This is a genomic window from Parasphingorhabdus sp. DH2-15 (assembly GCF_051668705.1).
GTDB lineage: Bacteria > Pseudomonadota > Alphaproteobacteria > Sphingomonadales > Sphingomonadaceae > Alterisphingorhabdus.
On the sequence record NZ_CP196351.1, the window covers coordinates 671,407 to 687,712 of the forward strand.

The window sequence follows — 16,306 nt, forward strand, 5'->3', positions numbered from 1 at the left end:
ACGAGCTAGGAGAGGGGGCAATAAGCCCTAAACGGGGGAGCGGTCTTTACAGGTCGCTCCCCTTTTTCATGGTCGAAATGTGCGTCTGTTATGATGGTCCGGAGGTTAACCAATCAATCGATCAAAGCACCAGAAGCAACCCATCGCGCCGATGCCATAAATCGCTACCATTTGTGCGCTATCATGTATTTTGGCGCCGAGTTTCGCCAGTAATGCCAACAGCAAAAGAACCAGTGCTACAAAAGCGATCTGCCCAAGCTCCAAGCCGATATTGAAAAGCAATAAGGCCTGTGCTTCTTCGCCGGTCGGCAGGCCAATATCGCTCAATGCGCCAGCAAAACCCAAGCCATGGATAAGGCCAATCACAAAGGCGATCAGCCAAGGACGACGCGATGCCAGCGTTTCGCGTCCACGCCGTTTCAGGATATTCTCTACCGCCAAAAGCACGATGGATGCCGCAATAAGCAATTCTACCGGCGCAGCGCGTAGGCTCAAAACATCAAAAACGGTCAGCGCCAAAGTAATGCTATGCGCGATTGTGAAGCTGGTAATGACCGCAATAATCTGTCTGTGCACCACCAGCAGCGCCAGACCAAGGACAAACAGCAAATGGTCAAAGCCCAGTAACATATGCTCGGCCCCGATGATCAAATAGCTGAAAATGCTGCTTAAGCCTAAGTCTTGCTGCGCCAATTGCCAGACACGTGCATCGGGACGAAGCACCTGACTACGTTGTTCTCCGTCCAGTCGTTCAATCCGCACAAAAACATCGGTCAGGCTGCGCTCCAGACCTTCTATCGCAATACGGCCAGTGTCGATTGCTGAGAGCGGGCAGGTCATTTTCCAGCGTTCAATGATCGTGTTGCCTGCAAAGCGGTTGGTACGCTCATCCGCAATAATGCAATTGTCCGGCAATATTGGCGTAAGGCGCAATCTTTTGCCATCAGTGACGGGCTGTTTCCACAGCACATCAAATTGCCCCGGTGCTGTCTCTGTAATTTCCAGCAATGCGGGCCGCACTTCATGCGCTTGTGCGGGCATAGAGAGCACAAAAATAATGGCCATGGTGCTGACCAAAACCATCAGCATGGATCGCCAAGCGTTCCATGTTAGCCGTGGGAAGATGTCTGTCATTCTATCTCAACAGAATAGCGTGCAATCACATCATCAACGGCTGCTTGATTGGCGCTCCGGCGCTGCGCTTCTTGCCAAGCAGACAATATTTGCGGGCGCTTCTCCTCAAAATTGGCTGCTTTTCCGGTGTTGATTGCCGCTATACGCACCAGATGCTGGCCAAAGGCAGAAGTTATTGGCGCAGACCATCGCCCTTGTGGCTCTGCAAATATGTTCTCAGCAAATCCGCGACCAAATATGCGTGTTGTTTCACCAATGCTGATATCAGAATAGACACGCTTTTCGATAAAGGCGTCGCCCAAGGATTGCCAATTTTGTTGTGCTTTTAATGCGGATTGTGCCGTGATAATCTTGTCAGCATTGGCCTCAGCACTTTGTCCGGCGAAAAAAATATGCTGGAATGTACGGCGCTCGGGTGTGGCAAAGAGTTGCTGATTGCTCTTAAACCAATTGCGCAATTCATCATCACTTGGCTCTGATATATCCACTCTGTCTTCGATCAGCTCACGCATCTTCTGCGCCAGTCGCCGCCGCACGACAGTATCGCCATCGGCCAGCCCTAGCGCCTCTGCTTCGCGGACCAATGCTTCTTCACGAACATAATCCGCGATAATATCCTGCTTATCCTGCGCTGTCGGCTCGCGCAGCGCTTCCAAAGTCCAGAGGCCGAAAAGCCGGTCTTGCGCGGATTTGCTGATAACAATATCCGTGCTTTCCGGCGCAGCAGGCGACCAGATATTCTGCGTCGCGAATAAGAGCGCGCCCAGCAGCACGAAATGTACAAAAGGCTCTTTCCACCAGTTTTTCATGCTCGCCTCTTATGCGGACTTATGCCCTATGGCCAGTGTAAAAAGTGCCTGAGCTTAGCCAGCGGGAGCCAGCCAAATCGGTGAGGACCAGGCCCGTTCCTGCAAGGTTGGTTGCAGAGCAGGGTTGGGCTTGGCACCTGCCGTCAAAGCGTCCCAAGTGGACCAACGACAGGTTGGGTTTTCCAGAGCGCGCAAATAATAGGCGGCGCGGTGCCCAGCCTTATAATCCGGGTCGCGCCACACAGTCCGCAATTCGCCAGCACCTTTGTTCGGTGTGATCGAGCAATTGCTTAAATCAACGCCTGCACCATTATCGGGGCAACGCCCCGTTGCTGCATCGGGGGACAGCCCATCCGAACAGGCGATATCAATCACCTTTTCATAGCTGTCTTTGCCATCTGACCATAATTTGATGATCTGTAATCTCTGCAATGGCGCGGCATCGGGGTCACGCATCGCCCATGCAATAAAGGCAGGTGCTTTGTCGCCTTCTGCAAGCAAATCGCCGCCCATGGCGACACCATTGGCATAGGCTTTCTTTACCAGCATCGGGTCTTCCAGCAGAGATGATTCAAAGCCAAAGCCGCCAAAAAACCGCAATTTGATGCGCGGCCCCGACGTTGCGAATGTTTCCTTACGGCGCATTGCGGCAAAAATGGACTCGCGGGTATTTTCTTCCGCCCAGACACCGGCCAGACCAGAGGCAGCCCAGCGAGAGAACCAGTTCTTGGCATTGTCAGCTACGGTTACGCCGTCCCACGTCTTTTGACCACCGGGCGGCACAGAACCGCGCGCAACGGCGGTGCCATCAACGACACCAACCTTTGACCAATAATTATTCTCTGCATATGAGCCGCCAGCGACATGGCTGTCAGACGAACCGATAAAGCCGAATTGAAACGGGTTGAAACCCTTTGTATCTTGCAACACCATCCCATCGCGGACTGCCTGACGAACATAGCTGTGCCGTGTGTCGGAGACGATATTGCTGGCCAAGAGCTTATCATAAATCTCAAAATTTGCCCATTCGTCATTGGGGGAGAGAGATGGGTGTGTTTCAGATGTGCCCTTAACCTGCGTAATTTCGACAATGGGCTCATTGCGCATACGCTGTTCGGCATAGGCCTTGGTCAGCGGTTGGCCCTTTAAGGTGGCCAGTTTGAACATCTCACTGTTGGAAACATTGGAATTGTGTGGAATGGCCAGCGATTCATGCCCTGCATCGCGCTGTTTATCCATCCAATCCCACAAATCTTCGGGATTGACCGAATCCAATGTGCTAAATGGCCGGTCTGGCGCGCTGCCTTTAAAAACAACATTGCGGTGCAAATTGCCGCCGGCAAAACTGTCGCTGCCCTGACCTGGTGCATAGGTGGATGTATATTCATAAGCAGAAAATGTGGTGAAGACGCCCGGCTCATTATATTTCTCTGCCGCAGCAACCGTATTCTTCCACGTCTGGCCGATAATCTCTTTATCGTAAATTTCTTCTATGGCTTCACCAGAGCGCACAGTGCCGCCGATAAGTTGAAAGGCGCGCAAAATGACCTCTGGGTCAGTGCCGTATAGCTCTTTGGCAATGGGCAGTTTTGATAGCCGCTCGTCAACGCCATCCATGGCAGGCAAAATGCCCATATAGGCCCCATGATCGGTCACACCCAGAAAATCGAGTGGTGGACCGCTGATCGTAATATCATAACCGCTAGGGTGTTTCACCGTCTCCCCGCGTGCGAAGCGATAGGCATCTTCCGGCGTGGTGCGGACATTGAAAATATAGGCGTCGAAAGAGTTTTTGGTGTGAATATGAAGGTCACCAAAATAAGCGTTGCGCTCCTCGCTATAACCCGAAGTGCGTTCTTCCGGCGCGGCATCTATATTGCCTGTACCATTTTGTTCATCCTGCGCAGTGCAGCCGGCCATAAAGGCCATTGCAGCAACAGACGCAACCAACGCTCCCCTTACCCGCATAATCCTCTCCTATATTTTTATTTTATAGGGAAGAGGTTAGGCGAAATTTTGCAAAAGCGCAATGGCGTGAGACAGGCTGTGTATTGTTCGCATGTGGTGACGTTGCAATGGCTATAGGCGCGGGCTCTAATTACAGAAAGGCCGCAAGATCGGCATAGGGAGATTGTTTCCACCATAGTCTGGACTGAGCATTCAGTGTGGCGTTTTGAATAAAAGACTCTATGCTATGGCTTTGATTGAAGATGGGTTTTCACATTAATGCCGATAAAGAAAAAGCGCCTTAGTCCGGAAGAAAGCCGTCTCGCCGCATTGGTAGAGGCTAGAGCACTGTTGATCGAAACGGGCCCGCAAGCTGTGACTTTAAAAGCCGTGGCGGCGCGAGTGGGCCGTACTCATGCTAATTTGCTTCATCATTTCGGTTCGGCCTCAGGCCTGCAAAAGGCGCTTTCTGCCTATTTGGCTCAATCTATTTGCCAGACCATTTGTGCGACAGTGCTGAAAACCCGCAAGGGTGAAGCGCCAGCGCGGGCTATTGTCGATCTGACCTTTGATGCTTTTGATCGTGAGGGCGCAGGAGCGTTAGCATCTTGGATGTTGCTTTCCGGCAACGAAGATGCGCTGGACCCGATTGTTGATGCCATTCATGCGCTGGTCGATGATCTGGCAAAGGATGAAGCACATGATCAGCATCTGCGCGAAGATACTTTGGCACTGGTGATTATGGCTTTGGGCGATGCTTTGATGGGCGAGCGTTTATCCGTATCTCTGGGCTTGGCGCGGCACAGTGCGCGGCAATTGGCCGAGCAAAGGCTCAATCAGTCTTTGTCACAATGGCATGGCGTAAGCGAACAGCTATGCCCTAGCCAGAACCCGGCTAATGATTAAAATCTGAAGCACTGGCCGAAATAGACTGGCCGTTAAGATGGTCAGCCGCGTTTAGTCTCAAATCGGCCATGTGGGCGATAGCGCACCATCCATCCATCAATCACGGTGGATAGCGGCGTTGCAGCCAAGCCAAGTGTCTTGAGCGTTTTGGCGTTGGCATCGACCACATTGTCCTGTTGCAGCATGATCCATTGGTCGCGCGTCATGGGCGCGCCAGGCAGCCAACCCGTGAGATTTGCCATTAGCCCTGCCACTATATCCGGCATATCAACAAATGCTGGCCCATTATTGCTGGCTTTCGCGATATGATGGTTCAATTCACGCATCGAAATAATGTCTGGCCCGCCCAGTTCGTAAGTGCGTCCCTTATGCGTTTTCTTGCCAGCCAGCATATCGGCCAAGGTAACATGGACAGCCTTGGCAACATCATCAACATAGACTGGCTGAAACTTTGTATCGCCGCCAATGATAGGAACGACGGGCAGCAATGAAATCAGCCCGGCAAAGCGGTTGGTGAAACCGTCTTCCGGCCCGAACACAATGGAAGGCCGTAAAATCACGCTATTTGCAAAAGCCTCCAGCACGGCAGCCTCACCTTCGCCTTTGCTCTTGCCATATCGGCTATCCGAATGTGAATCGGCACCAATAGCCGACATGTGCACCAGCGCCTTGCAGCCTGCGGCGTGCGCAGCTTCTGCAACATTGCGGGCACCATTAACATGAAAAGCCTGAAAGTCGCCATCCAATATGCCGACCAGATTGATGACGGCATCGCTGCCATGTACTGCGCGGGCAACGGATTCCGGCTTACGAATATCGGCAACAGCAAATTGCGTCTGCCCCAAATTGCCAAGCGGTTTCAGCTTATGTGCGTTGGAAGGGTTGCGTTCTGCTATACGAACACGTGCACCTGCCGCGAGCAGTTGCTGGCTGATATATTTGCCAATAAAACCGCCACCGCCAAAAATGGTTATAAGGCTGTTTTGTAACGGGTTTTGCATGATTTCGTGTCTCCGTCCGCAAATGGGCATCAGATCGTTAGCTGTATAATGGTTATATAGGATATTTTTACAGAATGTTTAGCCACGCCAATAGCGCCCAACACGCCGCAGCGGCAAGCCTCAATTTTGATGCCCCTATTTTGCCATCACTTTTCATCATCTTGGCCATGATAGAGGGGAGAGACATCATTAATGGCGCTCTTTTATTTGATAGCAATCTAATGCTGCTGGCACAGAATATGTGAGCTAATCTAAGCTCAGCAATATTGGGTGCCAGCAGCCAATGCAGCAAGATTTAGCGTGTAACCACATTATCAAGTTTGAAGGTAAATGGCGTGGATTGGTCCCCGCCGCCTTGCATAATGATATCTGCGCTCGCGATGTTTACCAAAGGTAATTCGGTTTCGATGCTATCGACCAAATCATGGTCCAAAACCTGGCCCTGCTCAATTTTTTCAGTCACGCCAATCCATAGTGTATCTTCGAATTCAAAGATGGCTTTTTCGCCTGGGCTGATCGCAGTTTGCTCAGCCAATCTATACCCTCCTCTGACGATCAACCCATTCACCGAACCCTTGTCACGGCTATTTAGTATTTCGATTTGATGGGGATCAGCGCTAGGACCTGTTATCGTCAAGTCGTTACTAAGAGAACCGTGAATGATAGCAAGTTGCTGACCTGGCGAGACATCCATCGGGTAAAATTGATTTCCAAAATTATCCAATGCCGATGCTTGCAGACCCATTGAATAGGTGAAAGGATGAAATTGGTCAGGACCGCATTCCTTTATTACTTGCCAGGCGAGTGTCCTGGCCATGTGATCGGCGGCGAGATTTTTTTGAAAAATCACGACATCCATTACTTTGCTGGCGTCTGATTGGTTGCGAAATGTTAGCTCGATATTCATTTTACGTCTCCCTCAATGATGTGCGCTTGTGAAACTATGAAAAAATAAGCACACATGATTGCCTAGAGCCGATCTCCTTCTCGTCAAAAGGGAAAGTAAGTTTTTTTGCGGAACAGAATATTGGTTTACTGGCCGATCGCCACAGACTCGGGCTGCAAGGCCTGCAACCACTTGATCATGATGGATAAACTGGCCTTGGGTTATAGCGAACTTTTAAACCATATAAGGCGCATTTGCGTTATTTCCCCAAGGTCATTTGTACGACTTTGGCAAAGGTCATCTTCAGAAACCAATTCTCTGATTGCTATCAGGCTTTAATTCAGACTCACGGCGCAGCGCTGCACAGATGTTTTTGCTGCATTGGTCTGGTTTGTGGCGGAGCTGTTTTTGTACAACCTTGAAATCACCTGGCGTAAGGTTCTGCAACGCCATCAAAGCCTTTGGCGGTTCGACATCAAAAAATTTGATAAAGGCATGCTCCAGCTGTTCCTCAGACAGCGGTTTGAGGGTCACCTTAAAGTCAAACCTGCGTAAAGTTGCCGGGTCCAGACGCTCGGTATTATTGGTTGCAGCCAGTACTGGATAGTCATGCCGATCAAGCCAGGACAAAAGCTCGTTGACGCTGCTAACCTCCCAATTGGCTTTGGCGGCCGTGCGGTCGAGCATGATTGAGTCCGCCTCATCAAAGAACAAAACGCCTTCATTCTCACGCGCATCTATAAAGGCATCGGCAATATTGGCCTCGGTCTCGCCAATCCATTTAGATAGAAGGTCGGATGCCCGCTTTTCCAATAATGGCCGATCCATTTTGCGTGCAAAATAATGCGCCAGCGCCGTTTTGCCTGTGCCTGGTGGACCAGATAGGAGCAAAGAGACATCGAGAAATTGTCCATCTGCAATCCGGTCAATCAAGGATGCGATGGGTGGTTCCGATTGATAAAGATTGAGATCAATATCTGGGCTTTTGCTAATCGGTACCTCACCGCCACGCAGAGCTTTAACCAGTGATGTTGCCGACCTGTTGCTCTCAGGCGGCGCTGAGGCCAGCCGCGTGGCGCGAATAGCCGTGCGCAAAACTGTCGCAGCTTCTGGCGCTTTATCGATCAGCTTTTCCATCGCTGTTGACTTTTCAACCTGCTCGTCTGCTACAATACGATCGTAAATACGCGCGCTGGTCTTACGCGATGGATAGTCGAGTTTGAGTACGTGGCTCATCCGCCGGATGATCGCCTTATCGACATTGCCAAGCGCGTTGCTGGTCCAGATAACCGGCACAGCGTTGGTTTCCAACAGCCGATTGACAAAGACCTTGCTGCCAGTGCGCTGGGTCATCCAATCGCCGGACCCGCGCTGACTGTCGCCTATGAAATCCTCCATTTCGTCGAAGAGCAATATTGCGGTCTTTTCGCCGCGCTGCTTGCCTTTGCTGTCCAGAACACGCTGTGCCAGAGCCAGCGCGTTGACACGTTCATAGCGATTGGGCTCTTCGCCATCTTCATCTGCCTCTCCAACAGCGTGCAATTCTGCCTGCGCCGCCGCGGCGAGGACACGGGCCAATTCTGTTTTTCCAGTGCCGGGCGGGCCATGGATCAAGATATTGATGCCGCGCGCTTTTTCCCTGGTTGCGCCAATAATCAGATCACGCAGAAAAGGGGCATCTTCAACATGGGCAAAATCTAACATATCCAAGGAAGTGGATTGGCGTATGCCAATCAGCGCATCAGCCAGTTCGTCGCCCAATGCTGGCGCACGGTCTAACAGGGTCTCCAGCGCCCATTGAATATCGACATAGGTAACATCGTGCCGGTTGGTTTGGAATGAAGCCAGACCCAGTTTCACAACCGGACAAAGCCGCACAAAACGCGCGGCATCATGGGTTTCCACTCCTGCCAATTCGCCCAACATGATAGGCAAATCTATGCCTTTGCTGCTGGCCAGATATGCCAGTGCACGAACCTTGGGCAAGCGATCACATGCAATCATCAGCACAAGCAGTCTATGATTTTGTTCGTCAAGCCCAAGGATGTCGGCCAGCCCGTCTGCCAATTGCATAACATAAGGGGCGGGCGCTTCATTAACCTGCCAATTGTGGATGGCCTCCATTAAACTGTCTCGGTCCTTGAGCGTCTTTTTGCTCACGCCAAGGTCCAGCCAGCCCATATTATCCAGCACCCATCGCTTTATCGCTTTAGCGACCGGCGATTTGGCCGATATGTCTTTGCCCATATGCAGCAGCATGCTGCGGACGATGTGAAATTCGTTCATAATATCCCATTCCCAACGGAAGGCAGGACAGCGTGCAAAATACGCACGCGGTGCCTCCGTATTATATTCAGATTTTAGGGGGCGCGGCTTTGGGTTTCAGGCCCGGCCGCAGCATATGGGATATGCTATGGCAGAGTCTGGAAACCGCTGGGCTGCGTGCCCGTTTGTGCGAATATTTCCAACAATGCATTTCTCCAATTTTGTTCGCATATTGGTTGCGAATATTGCGGCTATTTACTGATCAGGATTCAAAAAACAAGAAAATAATTCTTGAGCGCAAATATTGGCTAGCGCAGGCTGACCAAAAAATGACCGTCTTCTTGTTGGTCAAATGCGAAAGTTCGTCCAGTGAAACGCGCAATAATATCTGCGCCTGTCCGTGCATGCTGGCTTGGCTTTACGCATGTAAATGATCCGCCTCCCGCCAGTGCAAAAGGTAGCAGCAGCTGATCGGCAAGATATGGTCCGGCAAAAGCCTGACCTTCCATATATCCTTTCATCCGCATCGCTGCTGTCTTTGCCAGCCGCTCTGCTTTGATGCCGAATTTGCCGAAGCCGCTGACGATTTCGGTAACATGGTCATATTCTGCTTCAAGCAGCAGAATATTGCCCGGCCCTTGGTCCTCAGGCAATTGCCGCACAGCAATGGCATCTTCTTCCCAGTTCAGAACATTTTGCGCAGTTTTTACCTCACGCTCAGCAATATCATATGGCAGGCCAGCGAAAATTGCGGTGCCGATAACAGAACGCAATTCGCCGCGGTCAAGACAATCAATCCGGCGCAGAGGCGCGGGTTGAATATCGATTTCCATCTTACCACCGCCGCGCGGGTAGAAACCATGGCGCACCAATTTTGCCGATACGCTTGGCCCCATGCGATTGATGAGCGGTAAAAAGGCCCGTTCAATAAAATCATATGGCGGTGCACCCATATTGTGCGTGCCGCCTTCCAGCGTGATATGCGAAGGCCCACCCGCAAAAAGCAGAGGTGGCAAAATTGTCTGCAGCACCAGATTTGCACTGCCAGCCGATCCGACTGCGAAATTATACTCTCCGGCCTTCATTGTGCCGGGGCGAAAAGTGATTTCGGACGTCCCGACCTCAAGACCTTCGCATGTGGAATCACTAATCGCGCAAGCTGCTTCAATAGCCGTGACATGCTGGCGCATCATACCCGGCTTTTCACGTCCGCCACGAATATTAGTGATTTGAAAGGCTTGCCCAGTGACAAGCGAGAGCGAGGCAGAACTTCTCAGTACTTGGCCGCCGCCTTCTCCTTCAGAGCCGTCAATTGTGATCATAAGTTCACCTATTCATATAGTATTAGAAACACCAGCTGCGCGGTCATATTCTGACGTTGCAACTGGTGTCCTGTTTTTGATCGTATCTGTGAAGTTTATCCCTTCACACATACGATCTGTTTCAGCGTATGGACAATCTCAACAAGATCGTCTTGCGCGGCCATTACCGCTTCGATCGGCTTATATGCCTTGGGCGTTTCATCGATCACACCGATATCTTTCCGGCATTCTACGCCTTTGGTATCTTCGATATGCTCTTCCAGCGATACTGCTTTTTTGGCTTGTGTCCGCGACATTACGCGGCCAGCACCATGGCTGCAGCTTTCGAAAGACTCGCGGTTACCAAGGCCCCGAACAATGAACGATTTTGCGCCCATTGATCCGGGAATGATACCCATCATACCTTTTGAGGCGCGCACTGCGCCTTTACGGGTAATCAGGACGTCCTGACCGAAATGCCGCTCTCGATTGACATAATTATGGTGACAGTTAATCGCCTCCATCTCTGCGTCAAAAGCTTTGGCAATTTGACCGCGCAGCGCCTTAATGACGTTTTTCATCATCATCTTACGGTTAGCCATCGCAAAATCCTGCGCCCATTCAACCGCTTCGACATAATCGTCAAAATGGTCTGTCCCTTCCGGGAAATAGGCAAGAGCTGTGTCCGGCAGGTTGATATGCCATTTGCGCATATCTTGCTTGGCCAGCTCGATAAACTGCGTGCCGATAGCATTACCAACACCGCGTGATCCGCTATGTAGCATGATCCAGACACGATCTTCAGTATCCAGACACAGCTCGATGAAATGGTTTCCCGTTCCCAGCGTGCCCAGATGCGTGACATTGTTGGTGTTTTTAAACCGTGGATATTTATCAGTAATGCGCGTAAAGCGCGCCGATAAAGGCGTCCATGCATCGATAATCTCTTCCTGTGGATCACCCCAGGAGCCGGTGTCACGGCGACCACGTCCAGCCGACCGGCCATGCGGAACCGCAGCCTCAATCGCTGAACGAATGGCTTCCAGATTATCAGGCAGATCACTTGCTACCAATGATGTGCGTGCTGCCATCATACCGCAGCCAATGTCGACACCTACGGCAGCGGGAATAATCGCGCCTTTAGTAGGAATAACCGAACCCACAGTTGCGCCAATACCCACATGCACATCGGGCATGACCGCGATATGGTTGAAGATGAAAGGCATCTGTGCCGCTTTGGAAAGCTGTCTGCGAGCGCCATCATCAACAGGGACACCACGTGTCCACAATTTAATGGGATGACCGCCCTCAACGTCCATAAATTCGTATTTTGTCTCGACCATGATAGGCCTCCTTATCATTCTTTATCCGCTTGAAAGCGGTGTGGCGACAAGAGATCAGCAAGACATTTCTTGAGCTACTCCGGTTTCCCGGGGGCGGACTTGAACCGCCAAACCCTCGCCTTCGCGAGTGCTCTAACCATGTAGTCCTGCTAGCATTCGCCAGCTATTTGCAAATTTCCTTTTGAAACGAAGTGACGGCGACAAGGTTTTGAAGAGATTTTCCTGCTCTACCAGCTGAGCTACAGGCCCCCAAATGATGGACCTGACGGGATTCGAACCCGCGACCTGGCGATTTGGAGTCGATGTAATCCCTTCGGCATTCGCCGTCATAAATTCTGTATCGTGACGACAAGTTTCAACGAAACAATTGTCCTTATGCTACTCTCTTGTGGCGGACTTGAACCGCATCTCCCAAAATATATCGGGCGCATTACTCATCGGACTATCGGTAAAGGATGTAGTTCCGTAGGCATTCGTCACGATTACATATTTAAATCTCCATTTCTTCAATTTCATGAACCCAATCTTGTTTTTCCACATCACTCGCGAAGCGGGCAATGGTGTCAAACACGGCATCAGAGAACCCACCAACATTTAAAATGTCCTTGCGTTCTTTTGCCTGAGTCGTTCCATAAGGTTGCAAATCTATGCAAACCAATTTGGCTTTTGGGTTTCGGCTTTTCAGCTTCTGCCACTGTCTCATAGTTTCCGTCGCGCCGTAGCGATTATCATCAACCCAGCTTTCATTATCTGAGACAATGATCACAAGATCGACATCTGCTTCACGCTTGTTGAGCAATGCCAATGGCGCTGAAACATTCGTTCCGCCACCACCAATCTGACTCAGTCGCTTTGCGTTCACCGCAACCCGAGCAAAGGGCTTAAGATCAACCGATACAACATGCTGCTCAAAAGGCATTAATGTTGCCGAAGGATTCTTGCGCAGTACTGCTGCACCAATAAGGGCAGCTACATCGATGCACTTTACTGCCGTCGTTGCGCCAACGCGGTGACCAGTTAGCGGTGATTGCATGGACCACGATACGTCTGGAGCAATAACCACATTACCTTGCATTACAGGCACGTTGGTCAGCGATTTCTCAAGTGCCACTTCCAGTGCGGCCTGCACTTTTAGCGGTACAGCGTCATTGGTGGCATTCAGTGCCATCAGAAGCTGATAAGGCATGATACGCGCACGCTTGATTGCATCTGCATCTTCAAGACGATTTGCAATCATATCGGTTGCCCCCTTTACACCAAAAGCACCATGACGGGCTAAAGTGTTCAGGTTCATACGCAATGCATGCCAGCCCACTTTTTCGGCCAAAAGAACCCAACGTTTAGCAGTCAAATCGAATGACGTTAGCCATTGGAAAGGAACATCAGGCAACTGACGACCAAGATCGCGTTTCCACAATTCGAAGTCCTGTAATTGTTCCGGCAGCGCTTCGACATCATAAGGACGTCCAATAAGCCAACCATAAAATGCCTGTCTTTCCAGAGAAACCGGCTTCGGGTGAACCATTTTGACGATGTCCGCCAAAGAAGGATCTTTACCCGTTGAAGCTCGGATCAGTTGTTCGATTGTTGCATCTTCCAACCACTGTTTAACAAGGCGCTTAGGACGCGAACCAAGAGACTTTCGGCCAACGGCACCAGAACGCATTATCTGGACAAAGTTGCGGAGCATACGGCCATTGTCGATCGTACGATTAAATACCGCCACGGCAAGGTCCGGATCAGCAACAGTCAAATATGCAGTCAACAGTGCAGGCATATCCTTCATCGCACCGCGTTTGCGGGCATAAAGGGCTGCCTTTGCAACAAAGACTGGATCGACTTTTTGGGCTACATCAAGGACGTCAGATAGTTGCGTTTCCGCCGAAGCGTAAAAAGTATCATTGAACGTACCCGTTGCCGCAAGCTGTGCCAGCTTATGTTTTGGTTTATAAGCATAAGCGATTGCACCCTGATGGTTTGTGACATTGGCTTCAGGTGAATCTTTTCCGAATATGGAAGCAAAAAGGCTTTTGTTAGCCATGTGCATCTTCCTTTCTTAAATCTCTTCTTTGGAAATCTCCGGGAGCGGCTGGCCCATTCCAGCCGCTCCGATATTCCGCATCGTCCGGTTGACCATGTTTGAGCAATCATCCGGATGTGCTTTATTATGCAGAGGCCGTGCCAGTTTTTGAGTAGAGAGGTATATTTCTGCCTATATCATTAAAAAATAACAAAATTTCCACTACTCACTATAATTGCAACGATAACAGTCATTTCATAATTTTTCTAAATTTATATATCTTTGGATATAAATTTATCTTATAAGATAAATTATGAAGCCACTCACTGTAATAGGATTTTTGGGTTCCACGCTAGATGCCGGGCCGTTTAAGGCTGCGCGTTGGAATAAATGGCGGCCATCGGTATCCCTGACCATGCATGAAGATTTGCGGGTTGATCGCTTCATCCTCATCCATAGTGCGCAGCATCATCGGCTGGCTGAGTTGGTGACCGCAGATATTGGCTCAGTTTCACCAGAGACGCATGTTGAGCCCAGGATTATGGAGCTTGATGATCCTTGGGATTTTGAGGAGGTTTACGGAAAGTTGCTGGATTTTGCGCAGGATTACCCCTTTGACCCTGACAAAGAGGATTATCTGATCCACATTACCACAGGCACGCACGTTGTGCAGATATGCTTGTTTCTTTTGACTGAGGCCCGTTTTTTGCCGGGCAGGCTTTTGCAAACACAGCCTGCCAAAAAAATGGAAGGCGCTTTTCCAGGCCGTCTGAATATGATCGATCTCGACTTGTCGCGATATGATAGTTTGGCGTCGCGCTTCGCGGTGCAGATGGCGGAAGGGTCTTCATTTCTGAAATCGGGCATTGAAACGAGAAACAGCGCTTTCAACACTTTGATCGATGAAATTGAGCAGGTTGCCGGACGCTCCAAGGCACCAATTTTGCTAACCGGGCCAACGGGCGCTGGTAAAAGCCATCTCGCACGGCGGATTTACGAGCTTAAAAAGCGCAAGCATCAGGTCTCTGGCGGCTTTGTGGAAGTCAACTGTGCTACTTTGCGGGGCGATAATGCCATGGCGGCACTTTTTGGCCATACCAAGGGCGCGTTTACAGGTGCTGCTTCAGAGAGGGCAGGGCTGCTTCGCACGGCGGACAAAGGCATGCTCTTCCTTGATGAAATTGGCGAACTGGGCGCAGATGAGCAGGCCATGATCTTGCGCGCTATTGAAGAGAAACGTTTCCTGCCTGTAGGCGCTGATAAGGAAAGCGTATCGGACTTCCAATTGATTGCCGGCACCAACAAGGACTTGCATGCTGCGGTAATCGAAGGCAGTTTTCGTGACGACCTTCTTGCAAGGCTCAATCTCTGGACGTTTTCTCTCCCCGGGCTTGCTGACCGCAAGGAGGATATTGAACCCAATCTTGACTATGAGCTGGATCGCTTTGCGGAGCGCGAGGGCAACCGCGTCACCTTTAATAAAGAGGCGCGGCAAAAATATCTGGACTTTGCAAATTCCAAAACAGCATCATGGTCAGGCAATTTCCGCGATCTTGCTGCCAGTGTCACACGAATGGCAACCCTGTCGCCTGCAGGGCGCATTGGGCGCGACACTGTGGAGCAAGAAATTACCAAATTGGAACGGCTTTGGCATGGCGGCAAGGCCGATACCAAGGATGATCTTGGTGGGCTGCTGAGCGAAGGCACCTTGCACGAACTTGATCCTTTTGATCGCGTGCAATTGGCAGAGGTCATATCGGTATGTCGCAACAGCAAATCCATGTCAGATGCGGGTCGGACGCTGTTTGCATCTTCGCGCCAGCGCCGCAAAAGTGCAAATGATGCTGACAGGCTAAAAAAATACCTTGCCCGCTTTGGACTGAGCTGGGCCGAGATTGTCTCGGCGGCATAGACTATATGATGCATCGCAACTGCATGGCGCATTTGTTGCTAAGCATTGCTGTTGCTGATCATGCTTGATCTTTTGCCGTTTATTTATAGGCTTTGTGCAAAACTGGGTGGACGCATTTTCATGCATGACGACGAACGCATATTGGCGCTTATGGCCTTTTTGAACTGCACGGCTGACGTTGCGGAAGCATTGGATGCGGCTATGTCACAACAGGATTTCACTCATAAAGATGTGATTGTTCATCAGGGTGATGAAAACGCACAGATATGGCTGGTTCTGGGCGGTAAGGCGCAGTTGCAGGTCATTGGCTATGAAGGGCAGGTTACTTTGCTGGCGACGCATGGGCCGGGTGAATTGTTCGGTGCTTTCCCTGAAGCAGCGGTGAGCAATATGGACGTAAAGGTCTATGGGCATTTAACGGCATTGCAGATAGCGACGCATGAGTTGCATCACCTGCTGCGCGAATATCCGAGTTTGGGCGCGGGGCTGTCGCGGATATTGGGTAAGCAGTTCAATACGATATTGGATCGGCTCGCATCGCATGTCACATTAACGGCAACGGGCCGCGTTTACCGCGAATTGCTGCGTTTGGCAGATGAACAGGATAAAGTGGCCCCGCCGCCGGTTATTGCCGCACTTGCTTTAACCGCGCAAACGACGCGTGAGACGGCATCGCGGGCAGTCAATGCTCTGGTCAGGCGCGGGATTATTGACCGTGACAAGGCCAAGATGCAGATCGTCTCGCGCGGATTGCTGGAATCATTGATTATCTGATTTTGGTC

12 protein-coding genes are annotated in these 16,306 nt (G+C 50.7%); 3 read left to right on the top strand and 9 right to left on the bottom strand.

What is annotated here, in order from left to right:
• Window positions 1-105: 105 nt before the first annotated feature.
• The 3 genes from ACR9YC_RS03215 to ACR9YC_RS03225 are packed head-to-tail and all read right to left on the bottom strand — an operon-like array spanning window position 106 to window position 3,911.
• Window positions 106-1,134 (bottom strand): HupE/UreJ family protein, encoded by a 1,029-nt coding sequence (locus ACR9YC_RS03215; protein WP_438729754.1) that lies wholly within the window; start codon window positions 1,132-1,134, stop codon window positions 106-108.
• Entirely contained in the window at window positions 1,131-1,943 is an 813-nt protein-coding gene (locus tag ACR9YC_RS03220) for a peptidyl-prolyl cis-trans isomerase (RefSeq protein WP_438729757.1), read from the bottom strand. The genes ACR9YC_RS03215 and ACR9YC_RS03220 overlap by 4 nt, the downstream gene beginning before the upstream one ends.
• A gap of 54 nt (window positions 1,944-1,997) precedes the next feature.
• Entirely contained in the window at window positions 1,998-3,911 is a 1,914-nt protein-coding gene (locus tag ACR9YC_RS03225) for a DUF3604 domain-containing protein (protein ID WP_438729760.1), read from the bottom strand.
• Between the two features lie 258 nt (window positions 3,912-4,169).
• Between ACR9YC_RS03225 and ACR9YC_RS03230 the strand changes: the two genes are divergently transcribed.
• A complete protein-coding gene (locus ACR9YC_RS03230; protein WP_438729763.1) occupies window positions 4,170-4,796 on the top strand; it encodes a TetR/AcrR family transcriptional regulator in 627 nt (208 codons plus the stop codon).
• Window positions 4,797-4,837: 41 nt separating this feature from the next.
• On the opposite strand, the gene ACR9YC_RS03235 is transcribed toward ACR9YC_RS03230, so the two are convergent.
• The 6 genes from ACR9YC_RS03235 to ACR9YC_RS03260 all read right to left on the bottom strand — a co-directional run bounded on the left by ACR9YC_RS03235 (window position 4,838) and on the right by ACR9YC_RS03260 (window position 13,633).
• Window positions 4,838-5,797 (bottom strand): complex I NDUFA9 subunit family protein, encoded by a 960-nt coding sequence (locus ACR9YC_RS03235; protein ID WP_438729766.1) that lies wholly within the window; start codon window positions 5,795-5,797, stop codon window positions 4,838-4,840.
• Window positions 5,798-6,092: 295 nt separating this feature from the next.
• Window positions 6,093-6,704 carry a hypothetical protein gene (locus ACR9YC_RS03240; RefSeq protein WP_438729769.1) on the bottom strand — a complete coding sequence of 204 codons (612 nt, stop codon included), beginning with the start codon at window positions 6,702-6,704 and terminating at the stop codon, window positions 6,093-6,095.
• Window positions 6,705-6,986: 282 nt separating this feature from the next.
• Window positions 6,987-8,969 carry an AAA family ATPase gene (locus ACR9YC_RS03245; protein WP_438729772.1) on the bottom strand — a complete coding sequence of 661 codons (1,983 nt, stop codon included), beginning with the start codon at window positions 8,967-8,969 and terminating at the stop codon, window positions 6,987-6,989.
• A gap of 287 nt (window positions 8,970-9,256) precedes the next feature.
• Window positions 9,257-10,270: an RNA 3'-terminal phosphate cyclase gene (rtcA, locus tag ACR9YC_RS03250; RefSeq protein WP_438729774.1), complete on the bottom strand. Its 1,014-nt coding sequence runs from the start codon at window positions 10,268-10,270 to the stop codon at window positions 9,257-9,259.
• 95 nt (window positions 10,271-10,365) lie between these two features.
• Window positions 10,366-11,592 (bottom strand): RtcB family protein, encoded by a 1,227-nt coding sequence (locus ACR9YC_RS03255; protein ID WP_438729777.1) that lies wholly within the window; start codon window positions 11,590-11,592, stop codon window positions 10,366-10,368.
• 490 nt (window positions 11,593-12,082) lie between these two features.
• Window positions 12,083-13,633 (bottom strand): TROVE domain-containing protein, encoded by a 1,551-nt coding sequence (locus ACR9YC_RS03260; RefSeq protein ID WP_438729780.1) that lies wholly within the window; start codon window positions 13,631-13,633, stop codon window positions 12,083-12,085.
• Window positions 13,634-13,925: 292 nt separating this feature from the next.
• Here ACR9YC_RS03260 and rtcR point away from each other — a divergent pair, with 292 nt between their 5' ends.
• Window positions 13,926-15,524, top strand: a complete 1,599-nt coding sequence (gene rtcR / locus ACR9YC_RS03265; protein WP_438729782.1) for an RNA repair transcriptional activator RtcR — start codon at window positions 13,926-13,928, stop codon at window positions 15,522-15,524.
• A 120-nt stretch (window positions 15,525-15,644) separates the two neighbouring features.
• Entirely contained in the window at window positions 15,645-16,298 is a 654-nt protein-coding gene (locus ACR9YC_RS03270) for a Crp/Fnr family transcriptional regulator (RefSeq protein WP_438729785.1), read from the top strand.
• Window positions 16,299-16,306: the final 8 nt, after the last annotated feature.

Excerpts from the sequence above, each read along its gene's own strand:
- ACR9YC_RS03215 (WP_438729754.1), bottom strand. The coding sequence starts at position 1,134 with ATGACAGACATCTTCCCACGGCTAACATGGAACGCTTGGCGATCCATG.
- ACR9YC_RS03220 (WP_438729757.1), bottom strand. The coding sequence starts at position 1,943 with ATGAAAAACTGGTGGAAAGAGCCTTTTGTACATTTCGTGCTGCTGGGC.
- ACR9YC_RS03225 (WP_438729760.1), bottom strand. The coding sequence starts at position 3,911 with ATGCGGGTAAGGGGAGCGTTGGTTGCGTCTGTTGCTGCAATGGCCTTT.
- ACR9YC_RS03230 (WP_438729763.1), top strand. The coding sequence starts at position 4,170 with ATGCCGATAAAGAAAAAGCGCCTTAGTCCGGAAGAAAGCCGTCTCGCC.
- ACR9YC_RS03235 (WP_438729766.1), bottom strand. The coding sequence starts at position 5,797 with ATGCAAAACCCGTTACAAAACAGCCTTATAACCATTTTTGGCGGTGGC.
- ACR9YC_RS03240 (WP_438729769.1), bottom strand. The coding sequence starts at position 6,704 with ATGAATATCGAGCTAACATTTCGCAACCAATCAGACGCCAGCAAAGTA.
- ACR9YC_RS03245 (WP_438729772.1), bottom strand. The coding sequence starts at position 8,969 with ATGAACGAATTTCACATCGTCCGCAGCATGCTGCTGCATATGGGCAAA.
- rtcA (WP_438729774.1), bottom strand. The coding sequence starts at position 10,270 with ATGATCACAATTGACGGCTCTGAAGGAGAAGGCGGCGGCCAAGTACTG.
- ACR9YC_RS03255 (WP_438729777.1), bottom strand. The coding sequence starts at position 11,592 with ATGGTCGAGACAAAATACGAATTTATGGACGTTGAGGGCGGTCATCCC.
- ACR9YC_RS03260 (WP_438729780.1), bottom strand. The coding sequence starts at position 13,633 with ATGGCTAACAAAAGCCTTTTTGCTTCCATATTCGGAAAAGATTCACCT.
- rtcR (WP_438729782.1), top strand. The coding sequence starts at position 13,926 with ATGAAGCCACTCACTGTAATAGGATTTTTGGGTTCCACGCTAGATGCC.
- ACR9YC_RS03270 (WP_438729785.1), top strand. The coding sequence starts at position 15,645 with ATGCATGACGACGAACGCATATTGGCGCTTATGGCCTTTTTGAACTGC.